Annotated in this window: 18 protein-coding genes; 13 read left to right on the plus strand and 5 right to left on the minus strand. The window is 66.7% G+C overall.

The window, feature by feature from the left end; all coding sequences use genetic code 11:
- Nucleotides 1–4: 4 nt before the first annotated feature.
- The 4 genes from OSH05_RS02555 to tldD all read left to right on the plus strand — a co-directional run bounded on the left by OSH05_RS02555 (nucleotide 5) and on the right by tldD (nucleotide 4,209).
- The gene (locus OSH05_RS02555) at nucleotides 5–766 is read left to right on the plus strand and encodes an invasion associated locus B family protein (RefSeq protein WP_266352027.1); all 762 of its coding nucleotides are present in this window, start codon (nucleotides 5–7) and stop codon (nucleotides 764–766) included.
- Between the two features lie 12 nt (nucleotides 767–778).
- Nucleotides 779–1,390, plus strand: a complete 612-nt coding sequence (locus OSH05_RS02560) for a pyridoxamine 5'-phosphate oxidase family protein (RefSeq protein ID WP_104218689.1) — start codon at nucleotides 779–781, stop codon at nucleotides 1,388–1,390.
- 119 nt (nucleotides 1,391–1,509) lie between these two features.
- Nucleotides 1,510–2,691 carry a GGDEF domain-containing protein gene (locus OSH05_RS02565; protein ID WP_165801550.1) on the plus strand — a complete coding sequence of 394 codons (1,182 nt, stop codon included), beginning with the start codon at nucleotides 1,510–1,512 and terminating at the stop codon, nucleotides 2,689–2,691.
- A 93-nt stretch (nucleotides 2,692–2,784) separates the two neighbouring features.
- Nucleotides 2,785–4,209 carry a metalloprotease TldD gene (tldD, locus tag OSH05_RS02570; RefSeq protein WP_104218691.1) on the plus strand — a complete coding sequence of 475 codons (1,425 nt, stop codon included), beginning with the start codon at nucleotides 2,785–2,787 and terminating at the stop codon, nucleotides 4,207–4,209.
- A gap of 153 nt (nucleotides 4,210–4,362) precedes the next feature.
- Here the strand turns inward: tldD and OSH05_RS02575 are convergent, their stop codons facing one another.
- Nucleotides 4,363–5,262, minus strand: a complete 900-nt coding sequence (locus OSH05_RS02575; RefSeq protein WP_104218692.1) for an AraC family transcriptional regulator — start codon at nucleotides 5,260–5,262, stop codon at nucleotides 4,363–4,365.
- Nucleotides 5,263–5,432: 170 nt separating this feature from the next.
- On the opposite strand from OSH05_RS02575, the gene OSH05_RS02580 reads away from it, so the two are divergent.
- Nucleotides 5,433–6,014 (plus strand): DUF308 domain-containing protein, encoded by a 582-nt coding sequence (locus OSH05_RS02580; protein ID WP_104218693.1) that lies wholly within the window; start codon nucleotides 5,433–5,435, stop codon nucleotides 6,012–6,014.
- A 61-nt stretch (nucleotides 6,015–6,075) separates the two neighbouring features.
- On the opposite strand, the gene pdxH is transcribed toward OSH05_RS02580, so the two are convergent.
- Nucleotides 6,076–6,678 carry a pyridoxamine 5'-phosphate oxidase gene (gene pdxH, locus OSH05_RS02585; RefSeq protein WP_104218694.1) on the minus strand — a complete coding sequence of 201 codons (603 nt, stop codon included), beginning with the start codon at nucleotides 6,676–6,678 and terminating at the stop codon, nucleotides 6,076–6,078.
- 112 nt (nucleotides 6,679–6,790) lie between these two features.
- Here pdxH and OSH05_RS02590 point away from each other — a divergent pair, with 112 nt between their 5' ends.
- Nucleotides 6,791–7,285 carry an RT0821/Lpp0805 family surface protein gene (locus OSH05_RS02590; protein ID WP_104218695.1) on the plus strand — a complete coding sequence of 165 codons (495 nt, stop codon included), beginning with the start codon at nucleotides 6,791–6,793 and terminating at the stop codon, nucleotides 7,283–7,285.
- Nucleotides 7,286–7,425: 140 nt separating this feature from the next.
- Nucleotides 7,426–8,424, plus strand: coding sequence for a DnaJ C-terminal domain-containing protein (locus OSH05_RS02595; RefSeq protein ID WP_104218696.1), 999 nt, complete (start codon nucleotides 7,426–7,428; stop codon nucleotides 8,422–8,424).
- 5 nt (nucleotides 8,425–8,429) lie between these two features.
- On the opposite strand, the gene OSH05_RS02600 is transcribed toward OSH05_RS02595, so the two are convergent.
- Nucleotides 8,430–9,386: an L-threonylcarbamoyladenylate synthase gene (locus OSH05_RS02600; RefSeq protein WP_104218697.1), complete on the minus strand. Its 957-nt coding sequence runs from the start codon at nucleotides 9,384–9,386 to the stop codon at nucleotides 8,430–8,432.
- A 233-nt stretch (nucleotides 9,387–9,619) separates the two neighbouring features.
- Between OSH05_RS02600 and OSH05_RS02605 the strand changes: the two genes are divergently transcribed.
- Both OSH05_RS02605 and OSH05_RS02610 read left to right on the plus strand, forming a co-directional pair.
- The gene (locus tag OSH05_RS02605) at nucleotides 9,620–10,369 is read left to right on the plus strand and encodes an enoyl-CoA hydratase-related protein (protein WP_104218698.1); all 750 of its coding nucleotides are present in this window, start codon (nucleotides 9,620–9,622) and stop codon (nucleotides 10,367–10,369) included.
- A 57-nt stretch (nucleotides 10,370–10,426) separates the two neighbouring features.
- Nucleotides 10,427–11,362, plus strand: coding sequence for a histone deacetylase family protein (locus OSH05_RS02610; RefSeq protein WP_104218699.1), 936 nt, complete (start codon nucleotides 10,427–10,429; stop codon nucleotides 11,360–11,362).
- On the opposite strand, the gene OSH05_RS02615 is transcribed toward OSH05_RS02610, so the two are convergent.
- Entirely contained in the window at nucleotides 11,363–11,809 is a 447-nt protein-coding gene (locus OSH05_RS02615; RefSeq protein ID WP_104218700.1) for a baeRF12 domain-containing protein, read from the minus strand.
- A gap of 184 nt (nucleotides 11,810–11,993) precedes the next feature.
- Here OSH05_RS02615 and OSH05_RS02620 point away from each other — a divergent pair, with 184 nt between their 5' ends.
- The 3 genes from OSH05_RS02620 to OSH05_RS02630 all read left to right on the plus strand — a co-directional run bounded on the left by OSH05_RS02620 (nucleotide 11,994) and on the right by OSH05_RS02630 (nucleotide 14,452).
- Entirely contained in the window at nucleotides 11,994–12,239 is a 246-nt protein-coding gene (locus OSH05_RS02620; protein WP_104218701.1) for an exodeoxyribonuclease VII small subunit, read from the plus strand.
- 87 nt (nucleotides 12,240–12,326) lie between these two features.
- Nucleotides 12,327–13,247: a pirin family protein gene (locus OSH05_RS02625; protein WP_104218702.1), complete on the plus strand. Its 921-nt coding sequence runs from the start codon at nucleotides 12,327–12,329 to the stop codon at nucleotides 13,245–13,247.
- Nucleotides 13,248–13,372: 125 nt separating this feature from the next.
- Complete coding sequence (locus OSH05_RS02630) at nucleotides 13,373–14,452, plus strand: aromatic ring-hydroxylating dioxygenase subunit alpha (protein ID WP_104218703.1); 1,080 nt, start codon at nucleotides 13,373–13,375, stop codon at nucleotides 14,450–14,452.
- Between the two features lie 10 nt (nucleotides 14,453–14,462).
- Here OSH05_RS02630 and OSH05_RS02635 read toward each other — a convergent pair whose 3' ends face one another.
- The gene (locus OSH05_RS02635; RefSeq protein ID WP_266352332.1) at nucleotides 14,463–15,770 is read right to left on the minus strand and encodes an MFS transporter; all 1,308 of its coding nucleotides are present in this window, start codon (nucleotides 15,768–15,770) and stop codon (nucleotides 14,463–14,465) included.
- Nucleotides 15,771–15,968: 198 nt separating this feature from the next.
- Between OSH05_RS02635 and OSH05_RS02640 the strand changes: the two genes are divergently transcribed.
- Nucleotides 15,969–16,883: a LysR family transcriptional regulator gene (locus OSH05_RS02640; RefSeq protein WP_104218705.1), complete on the plus strand. Its 915-nt coding sequence runs from the start codon at nucleotides 15,969–15,971 to the stop codon at nucleotides 16,881–16,883.
- Nucleotides 16,884–16,906: the final 23 nt, after the last annotated feature.

Genomic DNA, 16,906 nt, shown 5'->3' on the forward strand with positions numbered 1-16,906 from the left:
CCCCTTGAAGGCCAACGCAGCGGCAAGTGCGTTTCGCTGGACGCAGACCGGACGCCGAATCGCCTGCCTCGCGGGCGTCGCCCTCGCGGCCACGCTGGCGCTTGCGCCGTTTGGCGGGGCTTCGGCGCAGGGCGTCTCGAAAGGCAAGAATGGCGACTGGGAGACGCGCTGCGACAAGCCGCCGGGCGCCCAGGAGGAAGTCTGCTCCATCATGCAGTTCGTCTCGGCGGAGGACCGGCCTAATGTCGGCCTCGCCGTCGTCGCGCTGAAGACCGTCGACAAGAAGGCGCAGATCCTGCGCGTCCTGGCGCCGCTGGGCGTCTATCTGAAGCGCGGTCTCGGCGTTTCGGTCGGCAGGACCGTGTCGTTCAAATCCGACGTCGGCGCCGGGGACAGCGACAAGACTGTCTCGATCACCGTCCCCGACAATGTCGACGCCAAGCAGGGCGATATCCTCGTGCGCGCCGACACCAATGAATTCCTGCGCATCGTCTCGATGAATGGCAGGGTCGCGAATGTACAGTGGAACGGCGCGAAGCCGGCCAATATCGCGATTTCCGAAGTGTTCCAGAATCTCGGCGCCGTTGGTTTCGACCGCTGCCTGCCGGATGGTTGCGTGCTCGATGTCGACCTGACGCCGACGGTGCTGGACATGCTGCGCAAGGGCACGACGGCGCTGTTCTATGTGTACCAGACGCCGGACGACGGTTTCGGCATTCCCGTGTCGCTGAACGGCTTCGCGGCCGGCTTCGACGCCCTGCCTTGACGGGATCAGACGATGGCGCGGATCGAGACGACCACGGCGCTCCGCGCCCTCTATGGCGAGCCCCATGGCCGGGCTGTGGCCAAGCAGTTGGACCGGCTCGACCGGCATTGCCGAAGCTTCATCGCGCTCTCGCCCTTCCTGATCCTGGCGACGCAGGGATCTGACGGGCTCGGCGACGCGACGCCGCGCGGCGACCATCCGGGCTTTGTCGGCGTCGCCGACGACCAGACGCTGATCATCCCCGATAGGCCGGGCAACCGGCGGCTCGATTCGCTGATGAACATCGTCGAACGGCCCGGCATTGGCGTGCTGTTCCTGATCCCCGGCGTGGACGAGACCCTGCGGGTCAACGGCACGGCCCATATCGACGACGACATGGCGCTGCGCGAGGCGCACCGCGTCGACGACAATCTGCCGGCGACCGTCCTCGTCGTCGCCGTCAAGGAAGCCTATCTCCAATGCGCCAAGGCGCTGATGCGCTCGAAGCTATGGGCCGCCGAAAGCCGGGTCGAACGCTCAGCGCTGCCGACCATGGGCGAGATGCTGAAGGACCATACACGGTCAAGCGATACGCCCGAGGCCCAGGATGCGATGCTGGCGCGCTATCGCGGCGCCCTCTATTGAGAATGAATAGCAGTCCGCAGGGAGCGACGACCGGCTCCGGTTCGCTTGACGACCATATGGGCTCCTGAACTTCGGGGCCGAGCATCGGTCGTCTTGCCCCGGCTCCGGCCTCGATGCACATGATGGTTGTCGACCTTCTCACGATCTACATCGTGGTCCTGCTGAACGCGACGACGCTGACCATCATCTGGTTCGCCATCTGGCGCTCCTATCCGGGCTTTCACGCCGCACGGATCTGGACCTTTTCCGCCGGCAACTTGGCGCTCGGCGGGGTGGTTCTCCTGGCGGCCGAGCCGCTGCGCTCCCAGACCCTTACCATCGGCGGCAATGCGGTCATCCTGCTCGGATACTGTCTCTCGTGGGTCGGCGTCTGCCGGTTCCTGGGCCGGCGGGAGCCCTGGCGGGAGACCGCGGCCCTGATCATCGTTTCGGTCGCCCTGCTCTATCTGTTCCAGGAAAACCGGACAGCCCGCAACCTCATCTATGCGGTCGGGCAGTCGCTCCCCCTGCTGTTCGCGATCGTCGAACTGCGGCGCGGCGGACGGCCCGCTGCCGGCTTCGCCATGGCGAGCTGGGGGATGACGTCAAACATCGCCGCCCGCTTCACCTGTTTCGGCGCCGTCGCGGCTAACGCTAATGGCGCGGCGACCTTCGAAACGTACAGCGCGGTCTATACGGCCGGCATTCTCGCTCAGATCTTCACGGCCATGGTGTGGAACTTCGGCTATGTGATGATGGCGATCGACCGGCTGCGCGGCGAATTGCTGGACATGGCGCTCGTCGACGAGTTGACGGGCCTCGCCAATCGCAGGGCCTTCCAGGAACGTGGTTCGGCCGCGCTCGTCCAGAGCGTCACGACCGGCGATCCGCTCGCCCTCCTCGTCGTCGATCTCGACAATTTCAAGCAGATCAACGACGAGTACGGCCACGCCGCTGGAGACGCGAGCCTCGGCCATTTCGCCCGGCACGCCGCCTCCCGGCTGCCGTCTCAGGCTCTCCTCGCCCGCACAGGCGGCGACGAGTTCTGCCTGCTGCTGCCCGGAATGGACATCGAGGGCGCAGCGGCGACCGCGGAAATCCTCGTTGCCTCGTTCCGCAGCGCTCCCCTTGCCTGGCGCGGTCAGGCGATCCAGCTGACGATCAGCATCGGCCTTGCTGCCGTACCCGCCCCTGGCATCGCTGACATTGGCGGCCTCATCGATCGTGCCGACGGCGCACTCTACGACGCCAAGCGGCGTGGCCGGGACCGCTACGCGGCCGCCCAGCTGGAAGAGCCGGGTCCGGCCGAGATCCTGGACTGATCGGCGGTCCGTCGCCCGCCCTCGCGTTTCGGGGGTGCGAAACGCGTCCGCCTCTCCTATCTGTTGAACTCGTTACCTGCCCCGGAGCCCACCATGTCCGACGATACCCATTCCATCCTTGCCCGCGCCGGGCTCGACCCTGCGGAGACGGAGAAGGTCGTCGCCGCCGCGCTGGCCGGCGCCGAGGATGGCGAGCTCTATCTCGAATATGCGCAGTCCGAGGGCCTCGTTTTCGACAATGGCCGCCTTTCCGGCGCCAGCTACGATACGCGCCAGGGCTTCGGACTTCGCGCGGTCTCCGGCGAGGCGGTCGGCTATGCCCATTCCGGCGAGATTTCGCTGGATTCGATCCGCCGGGCCGGCGAGGCCGTTGCGGCGGTAAAGGGCGGGCGCTCCGGCATGCTGGCTGCTGCGCCGGCCGGTACCAACCGCGTGCTGTATACCGACGAGAATCCGCTTGGCAGCCCGAGCTTCGCCGAGAAAGTCTCGCTGCTGGAGACGATCGACGCCTATGCGCGGGCGAAGGATCCGCGCGTCAAGCAGGTCTCGGCCTCGCTCGCCGGCTCGTGGCAGATCGTCGAGATCCTGCGTCCCGACGGCACGTTCCGCCGCGATATCCGCCCGCTGGTGCGCGTCAATGTCTCGCTCGTCGTCGGCGAAGGCGACCGGCAGGAACAGGGCTCGTTCGGCATGGGCGGGCGCGAGGGTTTCGGCCAGTTCGTGACGACGGAGCGCTGGCAGCAGGCCGTCGACCAGGCGCTGCGGCAAGCGCTGGTCAATCTCGAGGCGATCCCCGCGCCGGCGGGCACCTTCGACGTCGTGCTCGGCCCGGGATGGCCTGGCGTGATGCTGCATGAGGCTGTCGGCCATGGGCTCGAAGGCGATTTCAACCGCCGTGGCGAGAGCGCCTTCTCGGGGCTGATGGGCCAGCAGGTGGCGGCGAAGGGCGTCACCGTAGTCGATGACGGCCAGATCGCCGGTCGGCGCGGCTCGCTCTCCTTCGACGACGAGGGCACGCCGACTCAGGCGACGACGCTGATCGAGGACGGCATCCTCGTCGGCTACATGCAGGACCGCCAGAATGCGCGCCTGATGGGCATGCAGCCGACCGGCAATGGCCGCCGGCAGTCCTATGCCCATGTGCCGATGCCGCGCATGACCAATACGATCATGCTTGGCGGGGCGCAGGACCCCGGCGAAATCCTCGCCTCGGTCAAGGACGGGCTCTACATGGTCTCGTTCGGCGGCGGCCAGGTCGATATTACGAGCGGCAAGTTCGTCTTCGCCTCGACCGAGGCCTACCGGATCGAGAACGGTAAGATCGGCGCACCGGTCAAGGGCGCCATGCTGATCGGCAACGGGCCGGAAGCGATGCGGCGCGTCTCCATGGTCGGCAACGACATGGAACTCGACCTGGGTATCGGCACCTGCGGCAAGTCCGGCCAAGGCGTGCCGGTCGGCGTCGGCCAGCCGACGCTCCGCATCGACCAGATCACGGTCGGCGGCACGGCGACATGAAGCATTTTCGAGCGAAGCGGATCCCGGTTCGCGTGAAGAAAATGCGTCAAAACAAGAAGATAGAGCCGAGCCTCGATTCAAGGAAGCGATGAACGGCTCTAGCCGTTTCCGGGCGCTGGCGGCCCGCCGGCACGCCTTCGCGACGGATGCGACTCAGCCGGGTCCCGTGCCGTTCCGCGGGGAATATTCATCGCGCGGCGAGTGCCCGAAGAGATCCTTGTAGGCCCGGCTGAAGGCGGCCTCCGAGACATAGCCGACGCGCAGGCCGATCTCGCCGACGCGCGCGTCGCGCCGGGCCAGCATGTCCCGCGCCAGGCCGAGGCGCCATTCGTTCTGGTAGCGCAGCGGCGATCGTCCGACGAGCGCGGCGAACCGTTCGCAGAAGCTGGACCGCGACATTCCCGCGATGTCGGAGAGGACCGGCACGCTGAAGCGCCGCATCGGCTCCTGATGGATCGCCTTCAGCGCCTTGGAGATGCGCGGGTCGGAAAGCCCGCCCAACCATCCCCGGCCGCGTTCCCGGTGCACCCAGCTGCGCAGCGCGCGGATGACCACGAGATCGATCAGCCGCGATATCATGAGCGCCGCGCCCGGCTGGATATCCTTCGTCTCGATCAGCAGAAAATGAGCGATGCCGTCCGTCCAGCCGTCGGTATCGGCACGGCGGATATGGATGCATCGCGGCAGCGCGAAGATCATGCCGCGCAGGCTCTCGGGATCGAACCAGAAGCGGCAGACGACGACCGTCGTTCTCGCCTCCTCCGCCACGAGCCGCGCCCCGCCGCGGCCGCGGGGAAAGAGGAAGAGATCGCCGGCCCCGATCGTGACGGTGGCGGTATCCTCCTCCTCCATTCGGAGCGAGCCGCTCGTCACGACGGCGACATGGGCATCCTCCGAGCCGACTTCCAGCGGCCCCGCCGCTTCCAGCGTGTGCGAGGCCACATGCTCGCCGGTCAGCCGAATCTGGGCCAGCACATGCGACAGCAGATCACCGGAAACCGCGCCGCGCGCGTCTTCCGGATGAATGGTCAAGTTTTCCAGCGGTTCCATCATGGCCGGCTCCCGATGGGAAGGCGTACACCGACGGGGACGATGACCGCAACCCTCTGATCTATTTGCACTCCATCGCCCGTCAAGGCCAGCCCGGTCCCGCCCGAAAGGGATCGGGCGCCTCTCCGTTCGTCCAAACCGAATCCCGAAAGAGCCCTCAAGTGAACCATTCCATGAACCCGTCTTCCGGTCCCGCCGAAGCGTCGCGCTGGCTGAGATCGTATTATTTCTCCCGTGCCGCCTTTTCAGTCGCCTGGGTGGCGGCCGCCTTCACGATCGGGCGCAGCCTGCCGCCCGCCGGCGCGGCGCTGCTGGTCGTCTATCCGGCCTGGGACGCGCTCGCCAACCTCGTCGATGCGCGTCGAAACGGCGGCCTCAAGGCCAATCCCAGCCAGACGCTCAACGCCGCAATCAGCGCCGTCACGACCCTTGCCGTCGCGGTCGCCCTCGGCCGGAGCCCGCATGCGGTGCTCGCCGCCTTCGGCGTCTGGGCCATCCTCGCCGGGCTGTTCCAACTGGTTACCGGCGTCCGCCGGTGGGGAACCGGCGCGCAATGGGCGATGGTCCTCAGCGGGGCGCAATCGGCGCTGGCCGGCGGCTTCTTCCTCAAGCGCGCGAGCGATCTATCCGTCCCGGGCATTGCGGATATCGCGCCCTACGCGGCTTTCGGCGCGCTCTATTTCCTCATCTCGGCGATCTGGCTGAGCGTCAGGCTGGCACGGAAGAGCCGTGCCACCCGAGAGGCCCGGCAATAGCGCCGGACCACCACAGGGAATTGCGCGGCTGGCCGCATCGATCGGCAGGAGCGGCCGGGGCCTACGGATACAGCCGTTCCTTGCTCCATTCCCCCTCCCCCGGCACGTCGCGGCGGAAGACGACGCGGTCGTGCAGGCGGAAGGCGCCGTCCTTCCAGAACTCGATCTCCGTCGGCGCGATGCGGAAGCCCGACCAGTGCGCAGGGCGCGGTATGTCGCCGAGCGGATATTGGAGGGCGACGGTGGCCACCGCCTTTTCCAGCGCGAAGCGGGATTCGAGTGGCCGAGACTGCTTGGAAGCCCAGGCGCCCAGCCGGCTCTGGCGCGGCCGCGTCGCGTAATAGGCGTCGGCCTCCTCGTCGGTCACGATCTCCACGAGGCCGCGCACGCGGACCTGGCGGCGAAGTGATTTCCAGTGGAAGAGCAGCGCGGCCTTGGAGTGCGCCAGCAGTTCCCGGCCCTTGGCACTCTCGAAATTGGTGTAGAAGACGAAGCCGGTTTCGTTGAAATCCTTCATGAGAACCATGCGCAGGTTCGGAAGCCCGTCATCGTCGACCGTGGCGAGCGCCATGCCGTTCGGATCGTTGGGCTCGGACTTCTCGGCCTCCAGCAGCCAGCCGGCGAACAGCGCAAAGGGATCAGCCGCCTCGGTGAAGTCACTCATTCTTAATCATCATTTCTCATGTTAGGCCCTCGGGGGGACTCCCGGGGCGGTTCATGTCGCATTCGCAAAGACATATAACGACCACGCCGCCTCTGGCCAGACGGATGGATGCATGAGCTTTGGCCGTCTGGCCCTCGCACTTGTCGCGCTCGTCGGCCTGACCGGCTGCGGATTGTCGCCTGTCGGCGGCCGCGCGGAACTTGATACGATGACGACGGGGTCGATCACGCCCGCTGCGCCGGCCCCCACAGTGCCCGACGCGCCGCCGCTTGGCTATGCATCGCCCTCCCCCGCCGCGAAGCTGAAGAGCGTAATCGACGGTGTCGCCCCCTCCGATTGGGAACGCATCCGCCTCTTCGCGTCGACGAATGTCGATCAGGCCAAGATCGGCGAGGTTCTTGACTGGACCAATACGGATACCGGATCGAATGGAACGCTCTCGCCGCTTGCCGCGAGCCGTGCCGAGGGTGATCGGCAATGCCGCGCCTTCGCCCTGACGATCAGCGATCTGAGGGGAATCCGGCGCTATCGCGGGGATGCCTGCCATACGGCGGACGGCATGTGGCAGCTGTTTGGCGTGACGCCGGAAGACGGCGCCTTGCTATAGCCGTCACCGACATCCGACAATGGCGAGAACGACTCGTCCCATCGCCCGCCGCTCTTTAATTCAACATCGTCCAATCCTACATGTCAGACTGTCCCGGGTCGTTTCGACCGGGATGAATTCTGCCCTTCGAGGGGGTTTTCATGCGTGATCCATATGAGGTGCTCGGCGTCGGTCGGACGGCGAGCGAGGCGGACATCAAGAAGGCGTTCCGCCGCCTCGCCAAAGCTTATCATCCCGACCGAAACGCGAACGACCCGAAGGCCCAGGAGAAATTCTCCGAGGTGAATTCGGCCTATGAAATCGTCGGCGACAAGGACAAGCGTGGTCAGTTCGACCGCGGCGAAATCGGCGCGGACGGCAAGCCGCGCTTCCAGGGCGGGTTCGAGGACTTCTCCGGTTTCGATCCTCGCGCGGCCGGCGCCGGTGCAGGTGGGCGCAGCTTTCGCTGGTCCAGCGGCGGGCCGGGCGCCGCGCCCGGCAGCGACGATATCCTGAACGATATTCTCGGTGGCTTTGGCGGCTTCGGCGGCCGGGGCGGTCATTCCGATTTCGGCGGTGGCTCGCCCTTCGGCAGCCAGGGTGGCCGTGCGCCGCGCCGCAGCCGCGGCGAGGACGTGGCCGCCAATGTCGCGGTGACGCTTGAGCAGATCGTCAATGGCGAGAAGGCGCGGGTCGAGCTTCCAACCGGCAAGACGATGGAAATCGCCGTTCCAGCCGGGACGCGATCCGGCGGCAAGATTCGCCTGCGTGGCCAGGGCTGGGCCAGTCCGGATGGCGGACCGGCCGGCGACGCGGTGGTTGCCGTCGACTTCGTGCCGCATCCGCTATTCAAGGTCGAAGGCGACAATCTGCGGGTCGATCTGCCGATATCGCTCGATGAGGCGGTCCTCGGAGCCAAGGTGCGCGTGCCGACGCTCGGCGGTTCGGTCACGCTGACCGTGCCGGCCGGCTCCAATGGTGGCCGCGTCCTTCGCCTCAAGGGCAAGGGCCTCTCGACCGCCTCCGGCGGCCATGGCGATCTGCTGGTGACGCTGCGGATCGTGCTGCCCGAAATCATCGATCCGGAACTCGAAGCGATGATGAAACGCTGGCGCGACGAGAAGCATTATTCAGCCAGAGGCCCGGAATTCGGGGAGTAGAGCGGCTAAGTCGCTCGCGGCGCGGCGGCGCGTTTCAATCGGTCGGCGATCGCCTCCCCTAGCCCGGTAGCAGGGATCGGCATGACCGCGATCGTCTCGGCCTTGCCGTCCAGTTCGCGCAAGGCTGAGAAGAGGCGCGCGGCTGCCTCGACCAGGTCGCCGCGCGGACTGAGATTGATGATCACTGCCGCCTTGTCCGAACCCGGCGGCAAGTCCTGCCCGAAGGCCAGCAGCCCCTCGCCAGGCCGCACATCGCCGGCGTCGAGGCGGACTGCAGCGCCGGGTGCGTAATGCGACAGCAATTGTCCAGGCGACGTCGGGGCTTGCCCCTCGCCAAGCGCGGCGACGTGCACGGCCCTCCCTGTCAGCGCCTCGATCGCCTCGCGCGGCACGCCGCCGGCCCGAAGCAGATAGATCTCATCGCCCTCGACCTTCAGGATCGTCGACTCGACACCCACGGCACTCGGGCCGGCATCGAGCACGACCGAGACGGCGTCGCCGAGATCGGCGGCGACATGCGCCGCGGTGGTAGCGCTGACATGGCCGGAGCGGTTGGCGCTTGGAGCTGCGAGCGGACCGCCAAAGGCAGCAAGAAGGGAATGCGCGACCGGATGGGCCGGAATGCGGATCGCCAGCGTGTCGAGGCCGGCCGTCACGAGATCGGAAACCGCGGCGCCCTCGCGCCTGGGCAGGACGAGCGTCAGCGGCCCAGGCCAGAACGCTTCGGCGATCTGGCGCGACAGTACGTCGAAATGGACCAGCGCCTCGGCCCCCGCGAAGTCGGCGACATGAGCGATCAGCGGATTGAATCGCGGCCGCCCCTTCGCGGCATAGATGCGCGCCACCGCCTCGCCGTTCGCAGCATCGGCTGCCAGCCCATAGACGGTCTCGGTTGGCATAGCGACGAGTTCGCCGCGCGCCAGCGCCGCCACGGCCGCGTCGATCGCCTCGGGTTCGTCCATTGCTCTCAGGATCGTGATAGCCACGCGTTTTCCATCCAACTCTTGGCGGAAACCCGTCAAAGCGCCGTCAGGGGCCGCGCGTCAAGCGTGTTCCAGCCTCTATTGCTTTTTTGCGACTTGAATTGATTGACGTATTGCCGCAGCGTGCCGCCCCTTGGGAGCCTTGGCCGGGGGGCACGGGGCGGAAGGCGACCGAACGCGGACGGAATCATGGTGGTGGGACGGAAGATCGCATGAGCGCAGCGATCGAAGTCGATACGCGCGCCGGGGTTACGGTCATTCGTTTCGACCGGCCGGAGGCAGAGAACGCTCTGACGGTGGCTATGCTGGCAGCCGCCGCCGATGCGCTGGTGCTCGGTGAGCGGGATGGCCGGATCCGGGCCTTTGTGCTCGCCGGATCGCCCGGCTGCTTCTCGGTTGGCTCGGACTTGCGCGAGCTGCTCGGCTTTGCCGATTCCGGCCGCATGGACGACGGCGTCGCGCGGTTTCTCAAGACGCTTGCCACCGTCGAGAAGCCGATCGTCGCCGCCGTCGACGGCCTCGCCATCGGCCTCGGCGCGACCGTCCTTCTCCACTGCGATTATGTCGTCGCCAGCGAATGGTCCGCCTTCGAGGCGACGTTCGTCGAGCTTGGCCTTATCCCCGATGCGGCATCGACGCTTCTGGCGCCACGCGCGATGGGCCAGCAGCGCGCCTTCGAATTCCTCGTGCTCGGTGAGCGCTTCGACGCGCAGCGCGCGCAGGAATCCGGCCTCGTCAATCGCATCGTCGCGGCGGAGCTGGTGGAGCCGACGGCCCTGGAGATCGCCGGCCGTCTCGCCTCGCGGCCGAAGGAGGCCGTCGGCGCGGCGCGGCGGCTAATCCGAGGCGACCGGCGCGAGATTCTTGCCCGGATCGACCAGGAGGCGAGCGCCAATGGCGAACGCCTTCGATCACCGATCGCCCGCGACACGATCGTCGCCTATATGCGGAAAGCTCGCTGAGCCGCGCGCCGCCTGCTACAACCGCTCGGGCCGCAGACCGGCGCTTCGGGAGAGACGATGGCGACGCTTCTCATTCATCACCCCGTCTTCGCGAGACACCTCGTTCCCTTCGGACATCCGGAACGGCCGGAACGCATTCTCGCCGTGGAGGCGATCCTGGCGGAACCGCGTTTCGATGGGCTCGTACGCCGCGAGGCGCGAATGTGCGATGTCGACACGGTGCTCCTCTGCCATCCGCTCTCCCATCTGGAGGCGATGCGCCATGCGAGCCCATCCGAGGGACTCGCGCGCATCGATGCCGATACGGTGCTTTCGCCGAAGACGCTGGAGGCGGCGCTGATTGCCGTCGGCGGCGCCTGCGACGCGGTCGACGCGGTGCTTTCCGGCGAGGTTCGCAATGCCTTCTGCGCCATGCGACCGCCCGGACATCATGCCGAGCCGGAGCGCGCCATGGGCTTCTGTTTCTTCAACCAGGCGGCGATCGCCGCGCGCCACGCCCAGCACCGGCACGGACTGAAGCGCGTCGCGATCGTCGATTTCGATGTCCACCATGGCAATGGGACGCAGGCGATCTTCTGGGACGATCCTTCGGTCCTCTACGCCTCGACACACCAGATGCCGCTCTATCCCGGCACCGGCGCCACGTCCGAGACCGGCGCCGGCAACATTTTCAACGCGCCGCTGCCGCCTGGTGCCGATGGCGAGGCCTTCCGCGCTGCCTTTGAGGCGATCATCCTGCCGGCACTCGACGATTTCGCGCCCGACCTCCTGATCGTCTCCGCCGGCTTCGACGCCCATGAGCGCGATCCACTCGGCGGGCTCGAACTCGTCGAAGAGGACTACGCCTGGGTGACGAAGGCGCTGGTCGACCGGGCCGAGGCCCATTTCGGCGGCCGCGTCGTCAGCGTTCTGGAAGGCGGCTATGACCTCAAGGCGCTGTCGCAATCGGTCGCCGTCCATGTCGAGGCGCTGATGGCGGCTGGCTCGGGTTGATCACCCCGCGAGATGCTTCTCGATTTCGTTCGTTGGCAGATGGGCGAGGTCCTTGCCGATCTCGGCCGTGATTGCGGCCTTCACCGCCGGGCTGAAATGCGGTCGGAGGATACCGAGCGCCTTGGGCGGGGCGATGACGATTATGGCCTGGGTCTTCTCCGCCTCGACGAGCCGGCCCAGTTCCTTCGCCACGTCACCGAGGAACGACGCCTCGCCGGCCTCGTGATAATCCGGCTGCTCGACGGCACTGCGGGCGGTGCCATGCGATTGATAGACCCGGCCGGGCCGATCCGTTCCGAGATCATGCGTCGCCGGCTCGAATTCGGCGAAATGCTCGATAGCCGTGAGATTGATCAGCTCGGCATCGCCATCATTGCGAAACAGCAGCGCCTTGCCACCATCGCAAACGAGGACATAAGCGTGCCTCGGCACCTTGACCTGTTCCATCCCGGCATCCTTCCTTCTGCAATGCCTGCCGCCGCTACCCGGGACAAGCCATGACGAAACAACGTTGCTCAAGGGCAATCGTTCGCCTTGATCTCCATCAAGCCCGTTGGCGCGCCGGCTCGCTCTAGCTTGCGCCCGCCCGCGAGATCGCCGAAAAGAGGCCCAACGAACCGGAGAACGAACCATGTCCGACGCCGCCGCGACTTCCGGCCTTTCCTTCGAAAAGGCGCTCGCCGAACTGGAGACGATCGTCGGCCATCTGGAACGCGGCGACGTGCCGCTCGAGGAATCGATCAAGATCTACGAACGCGGCGAGGTGCTGAAGAAGCACTGCGAGGCGCTGTTGAAGCAGGCCGAGGCCAAGGTCGAGAAAATCCGCACCGGCGCCGGCGGCGAGGCGATCGGCACGGAACCGCTCGACGTCGAGTGACGAAACGCTGAACAGGCCGTCGCCATTCGTCGGCCTTCCGACGGGTCCGCCATCGGCCTATTCTCTCCTGACACAAGGAGAGACACTATGACCTCCATCGATCCCGACCCCGTCTTCGGCGATGCCGCATCGAGCGATGCGATCGAACTCGTCGTCGTTCCGCGCACGGTCGATATCGGCGGCTTCACCGTTCGCCGTGCCTTGCCGACCGTAAAGCGTCGGATGGTCGGCCCGTTCATCTTCCTCGACCAGATGGGGCCCGGGGAACTCGCGCTCGGCGAGGGCCTCGACGTACGCCCTCACCCGCATATCGGGCTCGCGACCGTCACCTATCTCTTCGACGGCGAGATCGTTCACCGGGATTCGACCGGGGTCGAGGCGACGATCCGGCCGGGCGACGTCAACTGGATGACAGCTGGACGCGGCATTGCCCATTCCGAACGGTCCAGCCCGGAATTCCGCCATCGCGCCAACAAACGGACCGTCGCCGGGCTCCAGACTTGGGTCGCACTGCCCAAGGATCATGAGGAAACGCCGCCGCAGTTCCATCATCATGACAGCGCCGCGCTGCCGGAGATCGAGGACGGCGGCGCCAAGGTTCGCCTCATCCTCGGCTCAGCCTTCGGCGCCACCTCGCCGGTCGAGACCTTCACCGACACGATCTACGCCGAATTGCTGCTCCAGCCCGGCGCGTCGGTGCCGATCGACGCCGCCCATATCGAGCGGGCGCTCTATCTCTATGAAGGGACGATCGAGATCGGCGGCGACGTCTTCGAGGGTTCGCAGTTGCTGGTGCTGCGGCCGGGCGATCCGATCACCGTCATGGCCCGAACGCCGGTCCGCGCCCTTCTCGTCGGCGGCGCCCCGATGGACGGCCCGCGCCACATCTGGTGGAACTTCGTCTCCTCCTCCAAGGAGCGCATCGACCAGGCCAAGGCCGACTGGAAGGCGGGCCGTTTCGACAAGGTGTTCGGCGACGAAAAGGAGTTCATCCCGCTGCCGGATTGAGACATTGCATCGAAGCGAGCAGGCCAGCCTGAAATTGATGCTTCTCAGGCATGGATGCGTGCGCTCAAGATGGGCGCTCGCGGTGCCCCCCCTCTCGGGCGCCGCCTCTCTCGAAGGGGACGCCCATGCTCACCACGCGCCAACCCGTCCTTCGCCGCTTCTGGTATGCGACGCACCGCATCGATGATCTCGCAAGCGGGCCGAAGCCGTTCACGCTGCTCGGCGAGAAGATCGTGCTCTTCCTCGATTCGAGCGGCGAGCCGGCGGCGCTGATGGATCGCTGCTGCCATCGGACGGCGCGGCTTTCCAAGGGCTGGTGCAAGGGCGATTTGATCGTGTGCGGCTATCATGGCTGGGCCTATGACCGTACCGGCGCGCTGATCGAGGTGCCGCAATTCTCGCCCGAGCAGATCGTGCCGCGCATCGGCGTGCAAGCGTTTCACTGCGTTGCCCGCTATGGCTATGCTTGGGTTTGCCTCGGCGAGCCGCTTGGCGACATTCCGGAAATGCCCGAGGACGCCAATCCGGGCTATCGCCGCATCCAGCAATTCCATGAGGTCTGGAAGACGGCGCCGCTGCGCCTCATGGAGAACTCGTTCGACAACGCGCACTTCTCCTTCGTGCATAAATCGACCTTCGGCCAGATCAGCCAGCCCGTGCCGGAGAAATACGAGATCAGCGAGACAGACTACGGCTTCGAGGCCGAGACCATCGTCGAGATCAACAATCCGCCGCCGGCCTACCGCATCACCGGCACCGACGCGCCGACGACGAAGCGCCACATGCGCAACAAATGGTTCATGCCGTTCTGCCGCCGGCTCGACATCGAATATCCCTCGGGGCTGCGCCACATCATCTTCAACTGCGCGACGCCCGTCGACGACGGCACGCTGCACCTGGCGCAGATCCTCTATCGCAACGACAGCGAAGCGGATTGCCCGACCGACGCGCTGATCGCCTGGGATGCCGCGATCCTGGAGGAAGACCGCGACATTCTCGAAGCGACGGATTTCGACGCCACGGTCGACATGAAGCGCAAGGTCGAGGCGCACATGCCCTCCGACCGCCCCGGCATGATCATGCGCCGCCGCCTGCTGCAATTGCTGCGCGACCACGATGAGGAGGAAATCTCCGAGGCGCGGCCGGCGGTGGCGATGCCGGACATGCCGGCCTTCCAGCAGGCGAGCGGCGAGATCGGGCCGTAAGGCCGGCGCCCTAGGTCGATCCGCCGGGCCGCTCATGGCGCGCCCGGGTCAGGCTGACAAGGGCGGCGACGGCGGCGCATAGGCCGGCCAGGACCAGCGCCAGAGTCGGCGCCGTGGCGACGGGGACCGTCTGGAACAGGATGGACATCGAAATCGCCCCGAGCGTCTGCCCGAGAAGGCGCGCCGTGCCCTGCATGGCGCCTGCGGCGCCGCTTCGACCCTTGGGCGCGGAAAGAAGCAGGATGCGGTTGTTCGGAGTCTGGAACAGCCCGAAACCGGCGCCTGCCAGGATCGTTCCGGCCAGGAAGGCGATGGCCCGAGGGTCCGGCGGCGACAACCCCGCTATGAGCAGGCCGATCGCGAGCAGACCACCGCCGACCGCGCAGAGCCACGCCGTCCGGATTCGGTCGGCGAGCCGCCCTGAGATCGGGGCAAGGATGATCGTCGCGATCGGCCAGGGCATCATGTACAGCCCCGCGAGGGCCGGGCTCATCTGCAGGGTGTGTTGCAGATAGAAGGGCAGCGCGACATAGCTGAGCATCTGCCCGGTGAAGCAACTGACCGACGCGATCACGGCGATGCGAAAGGCAGGCTCCGCCAACAGGTCGGTGGGCACGATCGGGGCAGCGCTGCCGCGTTCAAGATAGAGCAGCGCGGCAAGGGACAGAGCTGCGCCGGCGATCAGGGCCATGCCGCTGGCCGGCGCCGTGGCGACCCGATCAGCGCCGGCAAAGAACAGCAGGAACATGACCGTGTTGGCCAGGAGGGCTGCCCGGTTCAACGGTCGCTGGACGCCCTGCCGGAAACCGAGCAGCCGGCCACTGAGCAAGACGACGATCCCGATCGGGATGTTGACGGCAAAGAGCCAGGGCCAATGGGCGATGGAGAGGATCGCGCCGGCGATCGCGGGACCGGCCGCCGCGGAAATGGCAATCGTCATCGCGTTGAAGCCGATGATGGTCCCGAGCAGGCGCTGCGGCACGGCAAAGCGCAGATTCATCGCCGCGAGAGCCATGATCGCGCCGGCTCCCATTCCCTGCACGAACCGGGCGGCGACGAGCACGGGCAAGCTTCCGGCAAAGGCGCAGGCTGCGGAGGCCGCGGTGAAGATCGCGACGCCGATGAGAAAGACCCGCCGAGGACCATGGATCTCGCCAAGGGCGCCGCAGGGGAGCAGCGCGACCAGCACGGCGATCTGGTAGCTCGACACCACCCATACCGTGTCGCTGGCATGCGCGCCCAGCGATACGGCAATGGATGGCAGCGCGACATTGGCGATGGCGCCGTCGAGCACGACGAGCACCAACGTCAAGAGCAGGACAGCGACAGCCCAATATCGCCGGGGAACGGATAGACCGTCCTCGGCATGCGGGACTGGATGCAGAGTGGAAATGGCTGACAATTGGGTGGACCCGTTTGGTTGAGCCCCTTGGATAGGACGGTTCAGGGATGTGCACCAGACGCAACGAGCGGAACATACCCTTGCGTCTGACGCCTTGCCTCGCTAGGTGGGGGCATGCGGGATCTCGATCTGAACCTCCTGGTGGCGTTGGATGCCCTGCTGCGGGAACGGAGCGTTTCGGCCGCCGCGCGCGGGCTTGGGCTCAGCACATCGGCGATGAGCCGAACGCTGTCCCGATTGCGGACGGCACTGGAGGATCCCGTTCTTGTTCCGGCGGGCCGTTCCATGGTGCCGACCCCGCGCGCGGAAGCGATCGCCGACGAGGTGCGCGCGCTCACCCGCGCCGTCCATGCCGTGTTGAGCCCTGCCGCCGATATCGACATCGGTCAGTTGCGGCGCGACTTCACCATCCGCGCCAACGAGGCCTTCGTGCTGATTCATGCGGCGGACTTGAGTGCCGCCGTCGCCGCCGTCGCGCCCGGGGTGCGGCTGCGCTTCGCACCCAAGCCGGACAAGGCGATCCAGCCGCTGCGCGATGCCACGATCGATCTCGACATCGGCGTCCTGGCCGGTGATGGCGCCGAATTGCGCGGACAAACGCTTTTCGTGGACGACTTCGTCGGCGTGGCGCGGAAGGGGCATCCTGCCTTGCGCGAGGGCCCGATGTCGGCGGAACGATATGCTGCATGTCGCCATGTCATGTCGTCGCGCCGCGGCCATTTCGAAGGTCCGGTCGACGCGGGGCTCGCGGATCTCGGTCTTTCGCGGACGGTCAGCCTCGTCGTGGCGAGCTATCCGGCCGTCCTTGCCGTCGCGGCGACGTCCGATCTTCTCGGCATCGCCCCGCGATCCTATTGCAAGGTGGACATGGCGAGCCGGACGGTGATGTTCGAACTGCCGGTGCCGACGCCGCCCTTCACCATCGTTCAAACCTGGCATCCGCGCATGGATGCCGATCCCGGCCATCGCTGGCTGCGCGGGCTTGTCTTCGACACGCTCCGGATCAAGATGGCGGCGGATCCTGCCTAGCCGCCGCGACGGGGCCTCCAACG

It is taken from the genome of Kaistia algarum (assembly GCF_026343945.1).
In the GTDB taxonomy this organism is placed as follows: domain Bacteria; phylum Pseudomonadota; class Alphaproteobacteria; order Rhizobiales; family Kaistiaceae; genus Kaistia; species Kaistia algarum.

Bases quoted from the DNA above. Each gene is read 5' to 3' on its own strand.
- OSH05_RS02560 (WP_104218689.1), top strand. From the start codon at position 779: ATGGCGCGGATCGAGACGACCACGGCGCTCCGCGCCCTCTATGGCGAG.
- OSH05_RS02565 (WP_165801550.1), top strand. From the start codon at position 1,510: ATGATGGTTGTCGACCTTCTCACGATCTACATCGTGGTCCTGCTGAAC.
- tldD (WP_104218691.1), top strand. From the start codon at position 2,785: ATGTCCGACGATACCCATTCCATCCTTGCCCGCGCCGGGCTCGACCCT.
- OSH05_RS02575 (WP_104218692.1), bottom strand. From the start codon at position 5,262: ATGATGGAACCGCTGGAAAACTTGACCATTCATCCGGAAGACGCGCGC.
- OSH05_RS02580 (WP_104218693.1), top strand. From the start codon at position 5,433: ATGAACCCGTCTTCCGGTCCCGCCGAAGCGTCGCGCTGGCTGAGATCG.
- pdxH (WP_104218694.1), bottom strand. From the start codon at position 6,678: ATGAGTGACTTCACCGAGGCGGCTGATCCCTTTGCGCTGTTCGCCGGC.
- OSH05_RS02590 (WP_104218695.1), top strand. From the start codon at position 6,791: ATGAGCTTTGGCCGTCTGGCCCTCGCACTTGTCGCGCTCGTCGGCCTG.
- OSH05_RS02595 (WP_104218696.1), top strand. From the start codon at position 7,426: ATGCGTGATCCATATGAGGTGCTCGGCGTCGGTCGGACGGCGAGCGAG.
- OSH05_RS02600 (WP_104218697.1), bottom strand. From the start codon at position 9,386: ATGGACGAACCCGAGGCGATCGACGCGGCCGTGGCGGCGCTGGCGCGC.
- OSH05_RS02605 (WP_104218698.1), top strand. From the start codon at position 9,620: ATGAGCGCAGCGATCGAAGTCGATACGCGCGCCGGGGTTACGGTCATT.
- OSH05_RS02610 (WP_104218699.1), top strand. From the start codon at position 10,427: ATGGCGACGCTTCTCATTCATCACCCCGTCTTCGCGAGACACCTCGTT.
- OSH05_RS02615 (WP_104218700.1), bottom strand. From the start codon at position 11,809: ATGGAACAGGTCAAGGTGCCGAGGCACGCTTATGTCCTCGTTTGCGAT.
- OSH05_RS02620 (WP_104218701.1), top strand. From the start codon at position 11,994: ATGTCCGACGCCGCCGCGACTTCCGGCCTTTCCTTCGAAAAGGCGCTC.
- OSH05_RS02625 (WP_104218702.1), top strand. From the start codon at position 12,327: ATGACCTCCATCGATCCCGACCCCGTCTTCGGCGATGCCGCATCGAGC.
- OSH05_RS02630 (WP_104218703.1), top strand. From the start codon at position 13,373: ATGCTCACCACGCGCCAACCCGTCCTTCGCCGCTTCTGGTATGCGACG.
- OSH05_RS02640 (WP_104218705.1), top strand. From the start codon at position 15,969: ATGCGGGATCTCGATCTGAACCTCCTGGTGGCGTTGGATGCCCTGCTG.